At 60.8% G+C, this 18942-nt stretch carries 20 protein-coding genes, 1 tRNA gene and 1 pseudogene; 13 read left to right on the forward strand and 9 right to left on the reverse strand.

Annotated features, from left to right (window positions below; all coding sequences use genetic code 11):
* Positions 1–3: 3 nt before the first annotated feature.
* The gene (locus tag FNV92_RS32025) at positions 4–1422 is read right to left on the reverse strand and encodes a M20 family metallopeptidase (protein ID WP_143843101.1); all 1419 of its coding nucleotides are present in this window, start codon (positions 1420–1422) and stop codon (positions 4–6) included.
* Between the two features lie 292 nt (positions 1423–1714).
* On the opposite strand from FNV92_RS32025, the gene FNV92_RS32030 reads away from it, so the two are divergent.
* The 3 genes from FNV92_RS32030 to FNV92_RS32040 all read left to right on the forward strand — a co-directional run bounded on the left by FNV92_RS32030 (position 1715) and on the right by FNV92_RS32040 (position 4081).
* A complete protein-coding gene (locus FNV92_RS32030; RefSeq protein WP_143843100.1) occupies positions 1715–2686 on the forward strand; it encodes a S1C family serine protease in 972 nt (323 codons plus the stop codon).
* 36 nt (positions 2687–2722) lie between these two features.
* Positions 2723–3793: a carboxylesterase family protein gene (locus FNV92_RS32035; protein ID WP_143843099.1), complete on the forward strand. Its 1071-nt coding sequence runs from the start codon at positions 2723–2725 to the stop codon at positions 3791–3793.
* Between the two features lie 81 nt (positions 3794–3874).
* On the forward strand, positions 3875–4081 hold the full coding sequence (locus FNV92_RS32040) for a hypothetical protein (protein ID WP_015688878.1): 207 nt from the start codon (positions 3875–3877) through the stop codon (positions 4079–4081).
* Positions 4082–4163: 82 nt separating this feature from the next.
* On the opposite strand, the gene FNV92_RS32045 is transcribed toward FNV92_RS32040, so the two are convergent.
* From FNV92_RS32045 to FNV92_RS32055, 3 genes are all read right to left on the reverse strand, one after another.
* A complete protein-coding gene (locus tag FNV92_RS32045; RefSeq protein WP_168213458.1) occupies positions 4164–4823 on the reverse strand; it encodes a DsbA family protein in 660 nt (219 codons plus the stop codon).
* A gap of 87 nt (positions 4824–4910) precedes the next feature.
* Complete coding sequence (locus FNV92_RS32050; protein ID WP_015688880.1) at positions 4911–5633, reverse strand: LrgB family protein; 723 nt, start codon at positions 5631–5633, stop codon at positions 4911–4913.
* Positions 5630–6013, reverse strand: coding sequence for a CidA/LrgA family protein (locus tag FNV92_RS32055; RefSeq protein WP_143846155.1), 384 nt, complete (start codon positions 6011–6013; stop codon positions 5630–5632). The genes FNV92_RS32050 and FNV92_RS32055 overlap by 4 nt, the downstream gene beginning before the upstream one ends.
* A 210-nt stretch (positions 6014–6223) precedes the next feature.
* Between FNV92_RS32055 and FNV92_RS32060 the strand changes: the two genes are divergently transcribed.
* On the forward strand, positions 6224–6772 hold the full coding sequence (locus tag FNV92_RS32060; protein WP_143843097.1) for a TetR/AcrR family transcriptional regulator: 549 nt from the start codon (positions 6224–6226) through the stop codon (positions 6770–6772).
* 46 nt (positions 6773–6818) lie between these two features.
* Here FNV92_RS32060 and FNV92_RS32065 read toward each other — a convergent pair whose 3' ends face one another.
* Positions 6819–7310, reverse strand: a complete 492-nt coding sequence (locus FNV92_RS32065; protein WP_015688883.1) for a hypothetical protein — start codon at positions 7308–7310, stop codon at positions 6819–6821.
* Positions 7311–7510: 200 nt separating this feature from the next.
* Between FNV92_RS32065 and FNV92_RS32070 the strand changes: the two genes are divergently transcribed.
* Together FNV92_RS32070 and FNV92_RS32075 are read left to right on the forward strand one after the other, a co-directional pair.
* Complete coding sequence (locus tag FNV92_RS32070; protein ID WP_143843096.1) at positions 7511–7801, forward strand: PsiF family protein; 291 nt, start codon at positions 7511–7513, stop codon at positions 7799–7801.
* A gap of 100 nt (positions 7802–7901) precedes the next feature.
* On the forward strand, positions 7902–8987 hold the full coding sequence (locus FNV92_RS32075; RefSeq protein ID WP_143843095.1) for an AbrB family transcriptional regulator: 1086 nt from the start codon (positions 7902–7904) through the stop codon (positions 8985–8987).
* On the opposite strand, the gene FNV92_RS32080 is transcribed toward FNV92_RS32075, so the two are convergent.
* Positions 8988–9527 carry a disulfide bond formation protein B gene (locus FNV92_RS32080; protein WP_143843094.1) on the reverse strand — a complete coding sequence of 180 codons (540 nt, stop codon included), beginning with the start codon at positions 9525–9527 and terminating at the stop codon, positions 8988–8990.
* A 156-nt stretch (positions 9528–9683) separates the two neighbouring features.
* On the opposite strand from FNV92_RS32080, the gene FNV92_RS32085 reads away from it, so the two are divergent.
* The 4 genes from FNV92_RS32085 (at position 9684) to FNV92_RS32100 (ending at position 12025) form a co-directional block, all read left to right on the forward strand.
* Positions 9684–9768: transfer RNA gene (locus FNV92_RS32085), tRNA-Leu, on the forward strand.
* Between the two features lie 400 nt (positions 9769–10168).
* The gene (locus tag FNV92_RS32090) at positions 10169–11632 is read left to right on the forward strand and encodes a UbiA family prenyltransferase (protein WP_244623796.1); all 1464 of its coding nucleotides are present in this window, start codon (positions 10169–10171) and stop codon (positions 11630–11632) included.
* The gene (locus FNV92_RS32095; RefSeq protein ID WP_244623795.1) at positions 11632–11868 is read left to right on the forward strand and encodes a GtrA family protein; all 237 of its coding nucleotides are present in this window, start codon (positions 11632–11634) and stop codon (positions 11866–11868) included. Before FNV92_RS32090 ends, FNV92_RS32095 begins: the two co-directional genes overlap by 1 nt.
* Positions 11780–12025 (forward strand): GtrA family protein, encoded by a 246-nt coding sequence (locus tag FNV92_RS32100; protein WP_244623794.1) that lies wholly within the window; start codon positions 11780–11782, stop codon positions 12023–12025. The genes FNV92_RS32095 and FNV92_RS32100 overlap by 89 nt, the downstream gene beginning before the upstream one ends.
* A gap of 40 nt (positions 12026–12065) precedes the next feature.
* Here the strand turns inward: FNV92_RS32100 and FNV92_RS32105 are convergent, their stop codons facing one another.
* Entirely contained in the window at positions 12066–13412 is a 1347-nt protein-coding gene (locus FNV92_RS32105) for a hypothetical protein (RefSeq protein WP_143843093.1), read from the reverse strand.
* A gap of 1467 nt (positions 13413–14879) precedes the next feature.
* Positions 14880–15959 (reverse strand): acyltransferase family protein, encoded by a 1080-nt coding sequence (locus tag FNV92_RS32110; protein ID WP_168213457.1) that lies wholly within the window; start codon positions 15957–15959, stop codon positions 14880–14882.
* A gap of 799 nt (positions 15960–16758) precedes the next feature.
* On the opposite strand from FNV92_RS32110, the gene FNV92_RS32115 reads away from it, so the two are divergent.
* Entirely contained in the window at positions 16759–17061 is a 303-nt protein-coding gene (locus FNV92_RS32115; protein ID WP_143843091.1) for a hypothetical protein, read from the forward strand.
* 635 nt (positions 17062–17696) lie between these two features.
* Here the strand turns inward: FNV92_RS32115 and FNV92_RS32120 are convergent.
* Positions 17697–18158 carry a DUF6314 family protein gene (locus FNV92_RS32120; RefSeq protein WP_143843090.1) on the reverse strand — a complete coding sequence of 154 codons (462 nt, stop codon included), beginning with the start codon at positions 18156–18158 and terminating at the stop codon, positions 17697–17699.
* A 121-nt stretch (positions 18159–18279) separates the two neighbouring features.
* Here FNV92_RS32120 and FNV92_RS32125 point away from each other — a divergent pair, with 121 nt between their 5' ends.
* Together FNV92_RS32125 and FNV92_RS34670 are read left to right on the forward strand one after the other, a co-directional pair.
* Positions 18280–18510, forward strand: coding sequence for a hypothetical protein (locus tag FNV92_RS32125; RefSeq protein WP_143843089.1), 231 nt, complete (start codon positions 18280–18282; stop codon positions 18508–18510).
* Positions 18511–18556: 46 nt separating this feature from the next.
* Positions 18557–18804 (forward strand): annotated as a pseudogene (locus FNV92_RS34670) (GCG_CRPN prefix-to-repeats domain-containing protein).
* Positions 18805–18942 lie beyond the last annotated feature (138 nt).

Genomic DNA, 18942 nt, shown 5'->3' on the forward strand with positions numbered 1-18942 from the left:
ATTCTACGCCACGGACATGGTCAGCGGCGGCTCGACGTGTTCTGGGAGCGGACAGACATAAGGCGTCCGGGCGGTCCGCTTTTTTAGGTCCGCCTTCGCGGCCTTGATCAGCTCCGGATCCGTCAACGCCTTGATGCCGATACCGGCCATCGCCTTGGCGGCCTGCACCATGGCCTTGTGGGCGTGCCCGCTCTTGCCCTGCGCCACCACCTGCCAGGTGTGGAAGGGCGTGCCGATTGCAACCGTGGGTGCGTGAACCTGCACGGTCGGCACCACCCAGCTGACATCGCCGACATCGGTCGAACCGACCAGCGGGTTGCGCTTGGCATCGAGCGGCACCAGGAAGTCGGCCAGCGGCCGATCGGTCGGCTCCATCCCGATCGCGTAGTAGACCGACTCGATATCCTTGTCGCTGAGCGTTGCGCGAATCTGGTTCGCGAAGCTCTTGTCAGCGTCGTCGAAATGCGGCGGTCCGAGCTCTTCCATGACCCGGTGCAGCGCCTGCTCCAGCGGCGTGTTCGGCAGGATGTTGGAGACCGCGGAGATGATCTTCATCTCGACCTTGGTCTCGGTCATCAGCGCCGCCCCCTCCGCGATCTTGCTGACGCGGCCGACCAGCTCGTTCATGCCGGGCAGATCGCGGGCGCGGATCGAGTAGCGGACGCGTGCATGGGCCTGCACCACGTTCGGGGCAATGCCGCCGGTATCGAGCAGCGCGTAATGCACACGCGCGTCGCTCGGCATGTGCTCGCGCATATAATTCACGCCGACATTCATCAATTCCACCGCATCAAGCGCGGAACGGCCGAGATGGGGTGAAGCAGCCGCATGGGAGGTGCGGCCGGTGAAGATGAAGTCGGCGCGGGTATTTGCGAGCGAGGGCGTCACGGCCACTTCCCAGAAGCTGTGCGGATGCCAGGTGATGGCGATGTCGGCGTCCTCGAATGCACCGGAGCGCACCATGAAGGCCTTGGCCGCGCCGCCTTCTTCCGCCGGGCAGCCGTAATAGCGCACGCGGCCCGGCACCTTGTTCTCGGCGAGCCAGTCCTTCACCGCAGTCGCGGCCAGCAGCGCCGCGGACCCAAGCAGATTGTGGCCGCAGCCATGGCCGTGGCCACCCGCCTCGGTCGGTCGATGCTCGGCGACGCCGGCCTCCTGGCTAAGACCCGGCAGCGCGTCGTACTCACCCATGAAAGCAATGACCGGTCCGCCCTCGCCCCATTCCCCCATCAGCGCGGTCGGGATGCCGGCGACGTTCTCGGTGATGCGGAAACCCTGGTGGCGCAGCTCGGCGAGATGCTCGGCGGCGGAACGTGCCTCAGTGTAGCACACCTCCGGCATGCCCCAGACCTTGTCGCTGAGGTCGATGAAACGCGCCTTGATCGTGTCGACGCCACGCCAGATGTCGCTGCGGTTATCCATTGCTTCGGTCCGTGATCTCTTGGTCAAACGAAGCGACAATCGGTAGCAGCTTCATTGCACTCCGCCTAGCATTTCGCGGGACAGCAGCCATGCGGCTGGGGCCGGAATGAGCAGCCGGCCTGCGTCCTGCGCAGCTACCGCTTCTGTACCTTGCGAAGATTTCACGCGACCTTCTCCGGAATAGTTGGGGAACGAGGCTTTCAAGACGGCCTGCTCCGGCCTAAATTATGCGTGCTTCGCGCGTCGTTCCGCCAGCCACGTCGGAGCCGATGCACCCAGCCAGGAGAACTCCATGCCCGCCTTGACCGAATGGAGAGTGCCGCCGGCCAATCAGCCGCGTGCGAGCGACTACGGTTTCGATCTCGACCGCGCGCTCGCATCCGTCGTCGGCCTGCATGCCATCATCCCACCGGACGCTTTCAGCGCCGAGACGCTGGGCACCGAACGTGCCGGCAACGGCGTCGTGATCGACGACGGGCTGGTGCTCACCATCGGCTATCTCATCACCGAGGCGGAATCGGTGTGGCTGCACCTCGCCGACGGGCGCGTCGTCGAAGGACATGCGCTCGGCTTCGATTCCGTCACCGGCTTCGGTCTCGTGCAGGCGCTCGGTGAGCTCGACGTCGAGCCTTTGCCGCTCGGCATTTCGGCCGAGACCCGGCTCGGCGACCGCGTCGTGGTCGGCGGCGCCGGCGGGCGCACGCGCTCGGTCGCGAGCCAGATCGTGGCCAAGCAGGAGTTCGCCGGCTACTGGGAGTATCTGCTGGACGAGGCCATCTTCACCCATCCGGCACACCCGAACTGGGGCGGCACGGCGCTGCTCAACGAGCGCGGCGAGCTGATCGGCATCGGTTCGCTTCAGCTCGAGCGCGAACGCGACGGCAAGGCCGAGCACGTCAACATGATCGTGCCGATCGACCTGTTGAAGCCGGTTCTCGACGATTTGCGCAAGTTCGGCCGCGTCAACAAGCCGGCGCGGCCCTGGCTCGGACTCTATTCGACCGAGATCGACAATCGTGTCGTTGTGATCGGCATCTCCGCCAACGGCCCCGCGGCGCGCGCCGAGCTGAAGACCGGCGACGTCATTCTTGCCGTGGACGGCGAGAAGGTCACGAGCCAGACCGACTTCTACAAGAAAATGTGGGGGCTCGGCGCCGCCGGCGTCGACGTGCCGCTCACCGTGCACCATGAAGGCGTCACCTTCGACGTCACGGTGACGTCGACCGACCGCTTCAAGCTGTTGAAGGCGCCGAAGCTGCACTGATCTACGCGTGTGAGGAAGCTGCCAAGGAAAGCCGCAATGAGCGAGGCCGTGATCGACGACATCGTGGCCGTGCTGCCGCCGCTCCTCAATGCGCTTGAAGCGCTCGGCTTCTTCCAGCGGCATCTCCATCCCCCGGCCTTCGCCTCTGTCATGAATGAGATCGGAGCGCCAGACGAGGCGCTGCAATCCGCACGCGCGTCGATCGGCGAATGGCCCGAACAATTCGCCGGCCTGCGCAGTCGGCTCGATGCGGCCTGCGACGAGACACTCGCCGCCTTCGGCGGCATCCGCGAGGTCGAGCGCGGCAATGGCGATCTCGTCGCGGTCTTCCGCGCGCTGCGCCACGTGCCGCGCGCGCATGAGGCTCTGTACCCGCTGGCGGCACAGTTTCCGCCCGTGAGCAGCTTTTTCCTCAACGCCGCCAATCGGGAAAATGAAGACTTGTTGTCGCGACTGGAGGTCGGCGCGGGCGAGCACACCGGCATCTTCCACGACCACAACGAGCCCGGCAGCCGCGGCGGCTTCTCGGTCTATGTCCCCGAATATTATTCGCCTGACCGCGCCATGCCGCTGGTGATGGCGCTGCATGGCGGCAGCGGCAACGGCCGCGGTTTTCTCTGGAGCTGGCTGCGCGATGCGCGCAGTCTCGGCGCGATCCTGGTGGCGCCCACCGCGACCGGACCGACCTGGGCGCTGATGGGCGATGATGCCGACACGCCCAATCTCATGCGTATTCTCGAAACCGTCCGCAGCCGCTGGACCATCGACGCCTCGCGCATGCTGCTGACCGGCATGAGCGACGGCGGCACGTTCAGCTACGTCAGCGGGCTCGACGGCGCCTCGCCCTTCAGCCATCTCGCACCGGTCGCGGCAACGTTCCATCCGCTGATGGCGGAGATGGCCGACGCCACGCGCCTGCAGGGCCTGCCCGTCTTCATCACCCACGGCAAGCTCGACTGGATGTTTCCGGTGCAGACCGCGCGGCAGACCCAGGCGGCGCTGTCGGCCGCCGGCGCCGACATCGTCTATCGCGAGATCGACGATCTCAGCCACACCTATCCGCGCGAGATCAATGCGGAGCTGGTGGCATGGCTGAACGGAGGATGAACGGGCCGTCCTTACCTGCGCCGCACTGCCGCGGAACCATCGTTAGGGGCCGACGTTATCGCCGGTCATTGGAGGTTAGCCATGCGGATGTTTCTGGGAATGATTTTGGGCGCGCTGCTGCTCGGCTGCGGCGTTTATGTCTACGACTCCATGCAGACGTCGTCCGTTGCTAACGGTGAGGTCGCGACCAGCAATCGCACCATCGTGAACTGGGACGTCGCGAAGGCCGATTGGGATCTGCTGCGCGATCGCGCGCACAGGGACTGGGTGCGCATCTCGTCGAAGTAATTCGATCGACAAATCCTGAACAGGGCGCCGTCGCGGATCCGCGGCGGCGCTTTTGTCTTGACTGCGAACGGCGCGGTACGCCTCAGTTCATCTTGGCCTTGCGGGCGTCGGCGATAACCTGCTCGAATTCCTTCATGCTGAGCACGCCCGGCACGCGGTACTTCCCGACGATGAACGCCGGCGTGCCACGGAAGCCGAAGGCTTCGGCCTGCTCGTTGTTGCGCTTGAGGACGGCATCGATGTCGTTGGCGTGATCGGTCAGGTCACGCTTGAGGCGGTCCATGTCGACTCCGGCCGCCGCAAGCAGCTCGTTGATGCGTGGCTCGGTCAGACGCGAGCTGACGCCCATCATGGCGTCGTGGGCCTGATGGTACTTGTCCTGGAATTTGGCCGCGAGCGCGATCCGCGCGGCCGTGACCGAGACCGGCCCGAGGATCGGCCAATCCTTCATCACCAGCCTGACCTTGCCGTCGTCCTGGACGACCTGGCGCAACTCCGGCTCGAGCTTGCGGCAATAGGGGCAGTTGTAGTCGGACCATTCGATAATGCTGATGTTGCCGTCGGGATTACCGGCGACGGGAACGCCGGGATCGCGCAGCACTTTTGCTTCGGTCAACACTTCGTCATCGTCGGCGGCCGCACGTGCCAGCCTGATACTGCCCACCGCGAGAGCGCCCGCCCCGATCAGCGTCAACGCCCTGCGGCGCGTCGGCACAAGACCCTTATTCCTGAATCCAGCCATATCTCGTCCCATTTCAGTCCCATCGCCAGAATTACGGCTCAGGACCAGGAATTGTTACGGTCTATATAGAGTGTCGCGGAGGTCATGTCATCGCACCAGCAGCGTGACCGCCAGCGGCACCAGAAACGAGGTCACCAAGGCGTTCAGGCTCATGGCGATGCCGGAGAAAACGCCGGCGATCTCGTCGACCTGGAACGCACGCGCGGTACCGATTCCGTGCGCGGCAAGGCCAGCGGCAAAACCACGGGCGCGGTAATCGGTAACGCCGGTGCGGTTCATCAGGGGCGTGACGATGATCGCACCCATGATGCCGGTGAATATGACCGCGACCGCTGCCAGCGAGGGATCCGCATGCAGCGATTCGGCGATTCCCATGGCAACGCCGGCCGTGACCGATTTCGGTGCCAGCGACAGCACCACCTCGCGCGGCAGGCCGGCGAGCTCGGCCAGCAGCACGACCGACACCACGGCCGTGACCGATCCCGCGATCAGCGCCACCAGCATCGGCACGATGGATGACACCACGCGCTTGCGGTTCTCGTAGAGGGGAACGGCGAGCGCAACGGTGGCGGGCCCCAGCAGGAAGTGCACGAACTGCGCCCCGGCGAAATAGGTGGTGTAGGAGGTGCCGGTCAAGAGCAGGAACGCGCCGATGATCCACATCGCATGCAGCACGGGATTGGCCAGCGGATGGCGACGCGTCCGCAGCGACACCGCGTCCGTGCTCGCATAGACCAGTAGCGTCACCGTCAGCCACAGCAGCGGCGACTGCGAGAGATAGACCCAGAGCGAGAATGGATTGTCGCTCATCGCACATCCTGTTGCTTCATCAGGCGGCTGACGAGACGGAAGGTCAGCACGGTCGCGAGCAGCGTGACGACCACCGAGAGCGCGAGCACCAGGACAATGGCGATGCCGTGGGACGCGAGCAGGTCCAGCTTCTGCACCACACCGACGCCGGCCGGCACGAACAGCAGCGACAGATGCGCCAGCAGGCCTTTGCTTGCCGTCTCGACGCCGTTGTTGTCCAACGGCCCGAGTGCAAGCCACTTGAAGCGGTCGCGGACGAGCAGCAGGACCAGAAGCAGCAGCAGGCCGAGCACCGGGCCCGGCAGCGGCAGACCGAGGCCGCGCACGACGGCTTCGCCGATCAACTGGCAGAGCAGGATGAGGCCGAGGCTGGCAAGCATGACCGGCGCATCAAGAGATATGTCGGTCATGCTTGTCAATCGCCGCGCATCGCATGTCGTGCAGGCACTGCTACGGACTGGCCGTGCCGCGACAGGTCGCCTTCTGAACTTCGCAATGGCTGCGTGCACTTTTCCGCCGTTTGATTTGCGTATCAGGCCTGCACCGCGCTAGCAATACGGCACCGTATCAAGAGCCGGTGAGATTTTCTTATGAGCGATGGCAAGGGCGACGTCTGGATCGAGGCAGGGTTTGGCGAACTCGCTCGCTCGGGGGTCGAGGGCGTGCGGGTCGAGGTGCTCGCCAAGAACCTCGGCGTCACCAAGGGCGGCTTCTACCGGCGCTTCGCCGATCGCGCCGCGCTGCTCGGCGCCATGCTGGACCGCTGGCGCGACGGGCGCGTGACGGCGATCGCACATCAGACGAGCCTCGACGGACAAGAGCCCCGCGAGCGGCTGAAGGCGGTGATCCAGCTCTACTCCGAGCGGCTGAATCCGGAGGGCATGGCGGTCGAGCTCGCGATCCGGCAATGGGCCCGCTCGGACGAGAACGCCGCCGCGGCGGTGGCGAGCGTGGATGCGGCGCGGCTCAAGCACGTCGCCGAGCTCTATCGCGCGACCGGCCTTGCGGCCGAGGAGGCCGAGGCGCAGGCCTTTCTGTTCTACTGCTTCATCTTCGGCCAGAGCCTGCTGTTCGTCGAGCGCGGTCCGCGGAAGCGATCGCAGCTCGTGGCGAAATCGGCCGAGAAGCTGCTGGCTTAAGCAAAATGGCCGGAGCTGTGCTCCGGCCATCGCATCAGGTCAAAGCTCAGGCGGCGCCCTTCAGCTTCTTGTTGCACTCGCTGTAATAGCCGCCGCCCTTCTCGATCCACTTCATGCCACCATTGCCGTTGGTGGTCTTGTTGGCGTTGTACTGGTCGACGCAGGTGTGGAGACGCGCCTTGCCGGCGGTCTCCTTGGCATATTTCGGATCGACCGCGTTCGGATAGATCGCGGGACCGGCCGGCAGGGTCGGGGCAGCAGCGGGAGCCGCCTCCTTCTTCGCCTGCTTCGGCTCGGCAGGAGCGGCGGGCGCAGCCGGAGCCGCCGCGGTCGGCGCAGCGGCAGGCGTCGCGTCCGCGCCGCACTGGGCCTTGCGGAAGTCATTCCACTTCGTGGTGCCGAGCGAGCCGTCCTTCTTGGCGGCCTGATATTTCGCGCTGCACTCCTGCGAGGTCAGCGCCTGCGCCGGCGCGCTCGCCACCAGCGCGGCAAAACCCGACAGCGCAACTGCACACAACAATCTGGATTGGATGGTCATCCCTGGGTCTCCTCCTTGGTCTTTCCCGACGGGAAGTGAAGGATTGCTATCCTAGCGTGCGGCAGGCCTGCGACAAGGAAGTGATGGCTGCTGCCGCCAAAATATAGTGATCGCGGCGTTCAGGTTATTCATGTCGCGTTCAGCAACCCAAGCCGACGGTCCAAGCCCTTCGCAATTCTCGCAAGACAGAGTGCAACATCATGACCTTCACGTCTCGCCTCGCCGCCGTCGCCATCGCCTCCCTGCTTGCCACCGGCGCCGCCTATGCACAGACCGCCGCGCCGGCCGCCAAGACCGACGCGGCAACCACCGCCGACAAGAAGGTAACGAAGGAACGCACGGCCGAATCGCTCGAGTGCTCCAAGCAGGCGGACGCGAAGGGACTGAAGGGCAAGGAGCGCAAGAAATTCCGCCGCGATTGCAAGAGGGACGCGAAGGCCGGCACCACCGCGCCCGCCGCCCCCGCTGCGCCCGCCGCCGACAAGAAGTAAATCCGTCACAGGCCGCTCGCGAACATCTGCGAAAGGCGCACGCATTGCGGCATGACAAGCCTGCAATTGTGCGCCTCTCGCTGATTTGCGATAAGGTGGCGTGAAGCAGATCGCCGCCTCCCTGACTTTCGAATGGCCGAGCCGTGCCGAGATTTTGAGCACGGTGGAAACGCTCGTCATCGGTACCGCCGGCGGCCTCGCCTTTCTCGTCGCCGGCCTCCCCGGCGGACTGATCTCGGGCTCGATGATCGCGGTCGGGATCGCCGCGATCGCCGGACGCAAGCTCGCGCTGCCGCCAATCCTGACCCAGACCGTGCTGGTGCTGCTCGGCATTTCGTTAGGATCGGTCGTCTCGCGTCACCTGATCCAGCAGGTCAGCGCCTATCCCCTCACCATCGGCCTGCTCGCCCTCGCCACCTTCTGCTCGACCTTCGGCTCGAGCTATTACCTGCAGCGCATCCATGGCTGGGACCGCACCTCTGCCTTCCTCGCCGGCAGCCCCGGCGCGTTGTCGCAGATCACGATCCTGGCGGTCGAGCGCGGCGCCGACCTGCCGGGTATCGCGGTGGTGCAGACCATGCGCGTCATCATCCTCACCGCGGCGCTGCCGATGGTGCTGGCGTTCGCGGGCGTCGCGCCCTCCGCGGCCCCGTCGCTGACGACGGCGACCGCCTCGCCGCTCGACCTCCTGGCGCTCGTCGCGGCCTCGGTGGCAGCGGCACTCCTGCTGCGGCTGGTCAGGTTTCCGGCGAGCTGGATGTTCGGCGCGATGATCGCCTCCAGCGTGCTGCATGGCGCGGACTGGGTCGAGGGCGGCCTGCCGAACTGGGTGCGGGGCGTGGCGCTGATCGGCATCGGCGCGCTGATCGGCAGCCGTTTCGCGCGGATGCGGATCAAGACGCTCGCCGGTCACATCAACGCGGCGCTGGGCTCGTTTGCGGTGGCGATCGCCGTCTCCGCCGTCTTCGTCGGCATCGTGGCGCTCACCACGCAGGTGAAATTCTCCGACGTCGTCGTCGCCTTCGCGCCGGGCGCGATGGACGCCATGCTGGCGCTGGCGCTGACCCTGCACATCGACCCGATCTTCGTCGGCGCCCATCATCTGTCGCGCTTCGTGTTCGTGATGATCGCGACGCCGGGCATCGTACACCTGTTCGGGCGCACGCAGGACGATGTGGACGACTAGCTAACGCTTCGCCGTCGCCGCAAATCCCCAGGCGGCGATCGCGGCCATCAGCAGCGAGATCAGCACGTTGTAGCCGGCGAGCGAGAGGCCGAGGAAGCGCCACTGCACCTCGTCGCAGCGCACCACCTTCACGGTATCGAGCTTCGACAGCAGGTCGGCGGCGCTACCGAGATTGACGACGGGGCCGGAGCAATCGGTCGGGCCCTTCCAGAGGCCCCATTCGACGCCGGAGTGATAGGTGCCGAGCCCGGCATTGGCGAGCGTCGCCAGCGCGAGGATCGCGAGCCCCGCGAGCAGCAGCGGCCGCGGCGCACCGCTCCGCGCTGCAAGCACCACGAGCGCACCAAGCGGGATCGCGAGGTAGTAGGCGTAGCGTTGCTCGAGGCAAAGCGGACAGGGCACGATCCCCAGCACGAGCTGGAAGAACCAGGCACCCGCGATGGTGGCTGCGGCGATCAGCGTGACGAGAAGCGCGGCGGTCAGCGCGGGGCTCGTGGCCGCCGGTTTGAACGCAGGTATTGCGGCACTCTGGGTCGTCACGGCAGCCTCTTCCGGTGGGTCGCTTCCCTAGCCTCTAACCCCGGCCCATGCGGCTGTCGAGAACGGCCGGGATCACTTTGGCGCGGGTTGACCCCGCTTTGCCCATGGCTATAGTCCGCCGGCTTCGCGACGCCCGCTTTGGGGGGCCGACCGGAGGCCCCTGTGGCGGAACTGGTAGACGCGCTCGACTCAAAATCGAGTTCCGCAAGGAGTGCTGGTTCGATTCCGGCCAGGGGCACCAGCCAAGAATTAAGCGTCTGATTTCTCTTACATAGTTATTGATTTAGTCCCACCCGACGCTTCGTGGGACACGCTTTTGTTCACGCTTTCACGTCGCGTGGCTGGATCAAATACAAGTATTTAATTTGTCTCCAAGAAGGGCTCCTCGCGAGTTTTAATATTAACAACGACATGCTTGGCTGCGACCGTTAAATGCGATCGATACAGCGCTCCCTAATCGATACAGCGCTTCCCTGCGAGTAAGTGGGAGCTCATGTCGACGTCGCCCCCGGACTAATTAGCGGCCGCGGTTAACTAGGCTCCGAGGGAGTTATCAAGCCCGGCTGAGAACCGTGTAACTTCCAAGCCCAATCCCGCGGAAGATAAATAGACCTTAAATCTCGAATACTTAGGATTTAGAGATGTCCCGTATTTCGATGCTTTCATCTGACGACGTGACAGGCGTTCCTGGTAGACCTCTGGTCGTCGATCTGGACGGTACACTAGTGCGGTCGGATCTTCTTATTGAAACTGCTTTTTTTGAACTCGCGCGGGATCCGCTGTCATTGTTTGCTATCTGCAGAACTTTGATGCGAGGCAAAGCGGCTCTTAAGCACCGCTTAGCGGAATCGGCAGAACTTGATCCTTCGGCTCTTCCCTACGACGAAATTGTGTTGGCCCGACTACGTCAGGCAACGCTCGAAGGACGACCGGTCTACCTTGCGTCCGCAAGCAATCAACTTCTAGTTGCAGCGGTTGCTGATCACTTGGGAATGTTTTCAGGATGGTTCGCCTCGGATGAGAAGATAAACTTGACCGGGGCCGCGAAAGCGGAACGCCTCGTGACGGAGTTTAAGGAAGGAGGGTTTGACTATATCGGAAATGATCTTGCCGATTTGCCTATTTGGGCCAAGGCTGGAAGAGCGATCGTCATCAGAGCTTCGAGTCCGGTGAAGCGCGCCCTTGCACAACATACGACAATAACAGAAGTTGAATATTTGCCGCACGAACGGCCAGGCTGGCGTACGTGGTTAAAGCTGTTTCGCGTGCACCAGTATGCCAAGAATGCCTTGATCTTCGTTCCCTTCTTTCTAGCCCATCAGTTTTCTTTGCAATCTACGGCAGATGTCTTCCTTGCCGCCATCGCTTTTTCGCTCTGCGCATCGAGTGTTTACATCTTAAACGATCTCGCTGATCTGCAGGCCGACCGACGGCATCCTACAAAGCGGAAGCGGCCGCTTGCGAGTGGTACGATATCTGTACTTGATGGCTTTGCTGCGATGCCGGCGCTATTCACGATCTCCGTGCTGATAGCAACGATGGTTTCACTAAACTTTCTGGCTGTGATGCTTGGCTATTTTGCGCTGACCGTAGCTTACTCTTTCGTTTTGAAAAGAAAGATGCTTATCGACGTCATCGTATTGGCTATGCTCTACGTCGTTCGGCTCGTGGCAGGTGCGATCGCGGCCCAAGTAGTATTCTCCGAATGGCTCTTAGCCTTTTCAATGTTCTTCTTTATGGCATTGGCATTGATCAAGCGATACGTGGAACTCGCCGTGCGCGTCGACTCGGGATTGCCCGAGCCAGAAAATCGCAATTATAAGCTTAAGGATTTAGAAATTGTAGCGGGGCTTGCGGCCGCGGCGGGATTCAACGCTGTCACGGTATTTGCTCTCTATATATCGTCCGACACAGTACACTCACTATACCATCGTCCCCAGCTACTATGGTTAATCTGTCCGATATTGCTGTACTGGTTCAGCCGGGCGCTCATGATGGCCCACAGGCGGCATATGGAGGACGATCCGATTGCTTTTGCACTGAGGGACAAGAATAGCATCATAGCCGGAGCCATTACTGCGTTGCTCATATTGGCCGCAATCTGATGGGTCTTGCCTTCCGGTACATTGTGTTCGCCATCGCGTCCACGCTGGCGAACCTTTTGCTCCAGGAGTGTGTTTTTCATATTTCGCCGATCATGCCTCTCGCTACATCAATGGCGGCAGGGACTGGCATAGGCTTTGTGATCAAGTATGTGCTTGATAAATACTGGATATTTCAAGACGAGTCGGCCGGCCATACCGAGGAAATCAAAAAAGATCATTCTCTACGGAGCTTTTAGTGTCGCAACCACGATAGTGTTTTGGGCAACCGAGATTATCTTCTGGCAGGTTTGGCAGTCGCCTGGCGCGAAATATGGCGGGGCTATCGCTGGATTGACGCTCGGCTACACCGCAAAATACTTTCTTGACCGAGCTCTCGTATTCAACGGACGGTAGCAACGATGGAGCCCACGGGTTGGGGACGTTTTCCGCGCCATTAGACAGAAGTGCGTCCCCCCAACTTTCGCGGCTCAATTTTCCTTACACTTCCGAATGCCGTCTCATTGCTGAACCAACCGTAGGCTGCCAAAAGGGCCAAGAGGGGTTCTACACCCGCGCGGAGATTCCATCTCACTAGGCCTGCAACAAAACCCGACGCCGCGGTTGTGGCTACAACTATCAAGGCGACCCAAACCCAAGACGGTGTCCTATAGTTGGCCTTTAAGTTAGATAGAACAGTCTTACAAACGCCCAAAATGACCACGGCATGAATCGCAGTCCAGGTAACAAATAGAGCTACGAGCGCGAGATTCCGCCTCAACAACTCCGCGATTACGCCAAAGACGCCCGCCTCGTCCCTAATTCTCAGCCAAGAAAAACCATCGGGGGTTTCGCCGAGGCCAAGGTAATAACCAAAAAGATGGTTGGCGCCTGGATTCAGGATTAAATTGAATGCGTCCGTGTACACCGAGTTGAAGGTGGCTAAGGGATGACCGGCTGCCAAGGCCAGAAACGCTGAAGGTCCCATTCGGCCAGTCGTGTCCAGCGGTAGTCCCAATATACGATCAGCGCGTAGTGCCAAATTTGTCGAGAGATCCGCATTGGATGCACCCAAGCCAAAATCACCAACGAACAACAATCTCAAGGTCATCCAGGAAATTGGGAACATGGCGTAAGCTAGAACAGTGGCACCTAGTATGGTTTTCCGGTCTGAGAATCGAGCAATCGAAAGATAAGCAGCTAATGCCAGCGGAACTAACAGACCTTGGGGCCGAATTGAAGATGCCAAACCGAAACTAGCAAAGCCTATGTAGATAAGGACTAGGAAATCTCGTTTAGAAGCGTCCTTCACAGCCTGGCATATCGCAAATGTTCCAATTGTGAGAAGCAGAGTGAACCATGTCTCGGTCACTAGAAGGTGGGGATTTAAAAGAGCACCAGGCATTACGAGCACGAAAAAGCCTGTCGCCACTGCTACAGTTGCGCTTCCGGTCAATCGGACGGCGGCGAGGAAGGTAGTAACAAGAATGATAAACTGAAGTGCGATTTGAAAACCGATTAGCAAATAGGGGCCGCCAATCGAATAGAGGATCGCGTGCTGTAGGAAATCGCCGGGCACACCCGAATTGAAAATTATACCTTCGAGTGAGTGCCGACTGGCTGCGAAGAGTTCGTTGAGTTTGGCAAGGCGGTCACTTGCGCGATCTCCGCGAATTACGGCGGCTGGGTCCGTTACATCAAACAAAAATAAGCCAGTATGGATGACGAAAAAAAGAATGACGATGAGAGCAAACCAGAGGCGAAGGCTGGCCGATAGATTTCTCAAACTATCCTCGCTGAACAACTTGGGGTTCGTAAGCTGGTGCCGGTCGGAGTTTGATCGGCCGGTTGTCCTTCGCGAACGCTCCAATCAGTATCGGCTGCTCGCCGCCCAAGTACCAATTTCGAGCGCGGCACGGCGAGCCTGTTGAACCGAGTTACGACCCTTCTGCCGCGTCCGCCTGTTGTTGTAGGAAAGCAGTTCCTGCCTCAGCTGCCGCCGCTCGCTGCGAGCTTCAAAAGGGCAGACCTAATGTCCATCAGATTTCTTCCTGAAAGAATAAATGGTACCTCTGGTTCAATTGAGACGTCAAGCCGATGAAACCGAATCTTACAGTCGTGAAGCTCGCTGGCTGCTTACTATGCAGGGACAGCGTTAGCCGCTCGATTCCGGATCATCCGCGGTAGCAACGCCCAAAACCGGCCACTATCGTTCTGACTGGACCGCAAGGAGACCGGGCAGCACCACTCTGCTTAAGAACAAACCGAAATTAAAACGGGTCCAGCGTTCTCTCTAAGGGACTGCGCTGTTTATCATTGAGAAGCCTGCAAAAGGGAATGGGGACAATCTATCGAGTCCATCCTGCCAATTCCAGGCGAGCCCCGGCACGAGGATGCACCAGCTTCTGCGACTCCAGCCGAACACCAGACGACCGCGGATGACGCCAAGAGTAGACCCATCACTTCGATGCCAAAGCCTGCCGGATAGAAGACAGCTAAGCTCAGCAGGCACGGCTACCGTCCCAACCACTAGGCCCCCTCAGGCGACACAAACGACGTGGAAGGGACAAAGAACCACGAAAACAGCGATGGGTCGTCGCGCAGCGATCCTCGCCTGGCAGTCTTTGCGACCGTGGCACGGCTGCAGCCCCGTCATGCTTGATAAAAGTCCAGGGGCGACCTTTGCGAGCAAGCTGGCATTGCGCTCGTGTCTTAACGGACCTTGTAGCGGCCCTCAACCTTAGCTTACGCCTGCCCTGCGCCTGATCTCGGCGCCGATTGTCGTCGTCCTTGCGAGAGTGGCCGAGAGAGTCCTCGAGACTCGCAGATCGCCGGCGGATCAGGGGCGCCCCAAGCGTCCAATTGCAATAGCAGCTCCACTCCTGGCCGATCTCTGATCCCGTCGTCTGAACGTACCACGCGAACTGAAAGGACGACGGCACGTTCGTTCAGGGCGTTGCTAATTGCTTTTTACCAAATCTGCATTTCGCGCGATGCGTCCAGATGCAGAAGAAGTCAATCCATCGGCGTTATGCTGCAAAGAACCGAAATCGGGCTATGCTTCTGCTGAAAAATTATTCCCACCGCGATCGGCCAAAAGTCAGCCCGAGGTTGGTAGATTTTCCGAGATCTGGACTATCACGTAGTCAAGAAATCCGGAATTGAAAGCGAGGCCGATCGCGGCGATGCAGAATGCAAACTTAACGAAAGATCCCTTAGGACCGACGCTACTTTATCCGACTTTATAAGGACGGCACCCGAAGGGCAGACCCTAAGCCGTAGCCTTTTTGGCTCGTAAGCCTCTAATGTTTCGGTCGAGAATCCTGCGTATGTTCTTGAGCATCGGGTTCTCAATCCAGCGGCTGATTAAGAGCCCGAGGAGATTGGAAGCCACGAGCGCAACGAGCACGAATACCAGACCGGTTGCGTACGACGATACGGGCATCACTTTAGCCAACGCCGCAACGACGAATACATTAAAAATATACGTGCTGTACGATGCGTCGCCAAACTTTTCCGCCCATTTGGCGAAGACGCCGCCCTCGCCGCCCTCACCGCTGCAAAGCATCACCACGCATGCGGCTGGAACCCACATCAGCAAATCAGTGGGGAAGGAGATATCATCAAGGCTTCTGATGCAAGCGTATGCGACACACATCAACCCAAACATGAAACATGCAACAATAAACGGATAAGGAATTCGCGGATTCGTCGCAAATAAACCGATGAAGATACCGATGACGAAGAGCAAAACGATATGTTCCGTGAAGAACAGCGCCGCCGTATGTGCAGGATTTCCAGGTCCGACAAAAAGCAAGTGCGACCCAACCAAGATCACGAACACCGCGGTGATGAAGGAAACGCCTGCCCTCAACGGTAGCAACATTGCGACCGCGAAGACGGCATAGAAGAACATCTCATAGTTCAGCGTCCATCCGACGCTCAATATTGGCTTCATGACACCGTGCGTCGCGTCAAAATACGGGACGAAAGCAAGGGATAGTCCGAGGTCGATAAACCGCCAATCTTTTGCAACGAGCGCCACAAAGATAAAGGCGCAAAAGGTCCCAATCCAATAGATCGGCAGGATACGCGTCAAGCGCCTCAGAAAGAATTCCTTGGCGTTCCCGAGGGTCCCAAAGCGGTCTCGATTCGTCCTGATCATAATAAAACCGCTGACGATGAAGAACACGACAACACCGAGATTACCGATGTTGTATCTGACGTCATCGAAGTACGAGGGCAGAACCCCGTTTCTAACTAATGGCCCGAGAGCGTGATCCAGAACAACCGCCGAGGCGGCTATTCCTCTCAACGCCTGAATATGGTGAATTCGAACAGAAATTGACAATGATAAAATCCTCAATAACCGAGGAAGTTAACAATCGGTATGAGACGCCGCAAGCTTGAGTGGCAATTAACTTGCTTATCTGTTGAATTTTTGAACCTGATTATAATCCCAAACTGGGCACGATGGTCGGACAATTCGCCTACTACTACGCCATTCTGACTGCGGTCCTGAAGTTTTCATGCGCTAACGTACGTCGGCGGTTGCGGTCGGTGAGGAGGGCATTTGTCGACAGAATTGATGTACAGAACATCTGTGAGCAGAGCGGCAATCCCGGGTTTTATTGTTAGCGATGCCGTTCAATTTCGGTCCGCTCAGCATGCGCTGGTGGCGGGGTTGCCCGCCGAACACGTTCAGAAGAAGCTTCTCGCGACCTCTTCTTCCCGAGCTGAAGGACTTTTCTCAGTACTCCCGGTCGATCATCCGCCTATCTCGCATTCGTCCGCTTCAATCTTGGCCAACCCGCGCTAGTTCGCCGCGTTGCGATCAAGAGTCGAGGAAGGCTATGGCCGGAGCTATTCGTCGAACTCGCGGATACGGTGATATGGAAATCTCGAAAGTCCTACATTCCGCTAAGCGATTAATATGTTTCACTTATTGTTGCCCGGCCAGGGGCACCACGCTTCGCCCTTCGGGCTTCGCGTGGCGCGGCCACGCCGAAGCCGGAAAGGCGAAGCGTGTCCGGCGAAGCCTCCTGGCGAAGACGGACTGTTTCAGCAAAGCTCAATTTGCCCTCCCCTTCCAATCGTCACATCCCGCCTGTATAAACCGGTAGCTTCTTCCATCATTCGAAGAGGCTCCTATGAACGACCTGCACGCGTGGCTTTCAGAGCAGCACCACGGCCTGCGCACCTTCCGGACATTTCAGCAGAAGCTCGAGGCGCTCGGCCGGGACGATCCCGCCCAGCGCGGCCTGTGCCGCCTGCTCAGCGGGCTCGTCGGCAGCTATGTCGAGGCGTTTGACGAAGCCCCGCTGCCGGTCGAGGTCGCCGACGGCGCCTATCACCGCCTGCTGACGCTGGTCGAGAGCCTGGATCCACACGCCGACGCCCACCGCCGGCTCGCCGACATCAACCGTGTCGCGGCGAGCGAGCTCTGGCGCTGAACGGCAGGACAAGCAGGCTCAACTCGATTTTCAGGCAGCCGGAAAACACGCGGATTTAGCCTCGCGGCGCAAGGCGCCCGAGCTGTGTGCTTCTCGTGACGCCCCTTCCTTTGGAAAGGGCGCAGGGAAGACCGGGTGCCGGCTGGCACCCGCGGTCCACTGTGCGAAGGTTGCGCTACAAGAGGCTGCACAGCGGCATACAGGGCAGCCTGGACATCCCGGCCTTCCCTGCGCAGTGGGTTGACGGCTTATGACGAGCTCTCCCCGGGGAGCGTTGCACTATTGCCCCCGTCGCCTTGCGGATGGCTGACGCTCGGACCCGGTCGGGCCGTCACGTCACCGCAAGACTTGGCGCACAGACCCCGGGCGCCAGGACGACACGCTTTTGCCGTACGCGGAAAGCACCGGTCGTGCGCGCGCCGCTCAACCGCTCACGGGCCAGGCCCGCCCTGCGATTGCTTGCGCGCCGATGCGCTCCACGTCCACCGCCACCCGGCCCGCGTATCGTGACGATCGCGAAACGCCCCTTATCCATGGGCCGGGATGGCGCAATGCATACGCTATTTCCGAATTTCGGTCAATCGGAATTTTCAGTTGGGAGTCTTGTTCAGCCGTTCACGGTCTTTTCGGCCCGGCTACGACCGTCGCGCGTAGATCGTGTTCATCGTGTAGTCCTTGGCTGGACCCGACACGACATGACGGACGACGAACGTTCCATCCGGCAGGAAAATGTAAGCCGACTGATACTCATCGCGGCTGCAGAGATGACGCGCACGTCCGCACAGCGCGCCTCCGGACGATGCAGATAGAAAAATCTCGTGAAACAGCCGCGGCGGATCTTCCCTGAAGAAGACCTTGAATCCTCCGTCGCTACTGTTGAAGACGTATTCGCGTTCGGCCTGAACGATGGTGCCGTTCGCGAGCATCAGATGTGCCTGTTCGCGATAGGCCAACCGCCCCCTGTCCAGTGGCGTGAAGGTCGCGATACCCTGCATCGTCGCCTGGCTTTCGATGACCCGGTCGAGGGACCACGAGCCGATCAGCTTGTTCGTGACGTCCGATGCCTCACCCCAGCCGTCGATCGTGGCTTCGTTCATTATTCAGACCCGCACATTGCCAACCGGTCCAGCCTCCCCGGACCCGCAGCCGGGCGTTCGACTTCGGCAGGCTGATACCTATATCCTACCACAACAGATGGTGAGGCAGCGAGCAGCTTGGATGGCCCGGAGACGCATGACGGAAGCGGACGCCGACGACCTCCCCCGCTATTTCGTCTGGGTTCGGGGCCTCGAAGGCCCGGAGCCGCAGAAATGGATGGCGATGGATTTCGGCCTCGGTGACTGGAAGCGGCCGCTGGTGCTGGCCTTCCGGGCGCTGCCGGAGGACGAGCGGCATCTGTCGCTGTCGATGCTCGCCCGGCGCTATCCGCCGCCGCGGGTGGAGACATAGCGGCCGCTCGGCCATTGAAGCGAGCGCAGTCATGAGCACAAACACGATGCGAACCATGTTTGCCGTGGCGCTCGCGCTCGGCGCGATCACCGGCGTTGCCGAAGCCATGCCGCTCGCTACGCCCGGTGCGACCGCGAATGGCGATGTCATCGCCGTTGCAGGCGGTTGCGGCCGCGGCTGGCACCGTGGGCCCTACGGGGGCTGCCTCAGGAACTACGCCAACCCGGCCGCGCACGCTTGCCCGCGCGGCTACCATATCGGCCCGGCGGCGCCTGCCGCGGCAACGGCAGGTAACAGCCGGCCCCGAACGGACGCTGCGCAGCCGCAACGGCCTTGCAGCAAATCAGGACTCAAAGCCCGGCTTGCCCGGGCTTTTCTTTTGCCGAATGTGGCGGAGTTCATAGACGGCCGGGCGAGAGGGCCGTGAAATAC

The sequence above is a fragment of the Bradyrhizobium cosmicum genome, from assembly GCF_007290395.2.
Classification (GTDB): Bacteria; Pseudomonadota; Alphaproteobacteria; order Rhizobiales; family Xanthobacteraceae; genus Bradyrhizobium; species Bradyrhizobium cosmicum.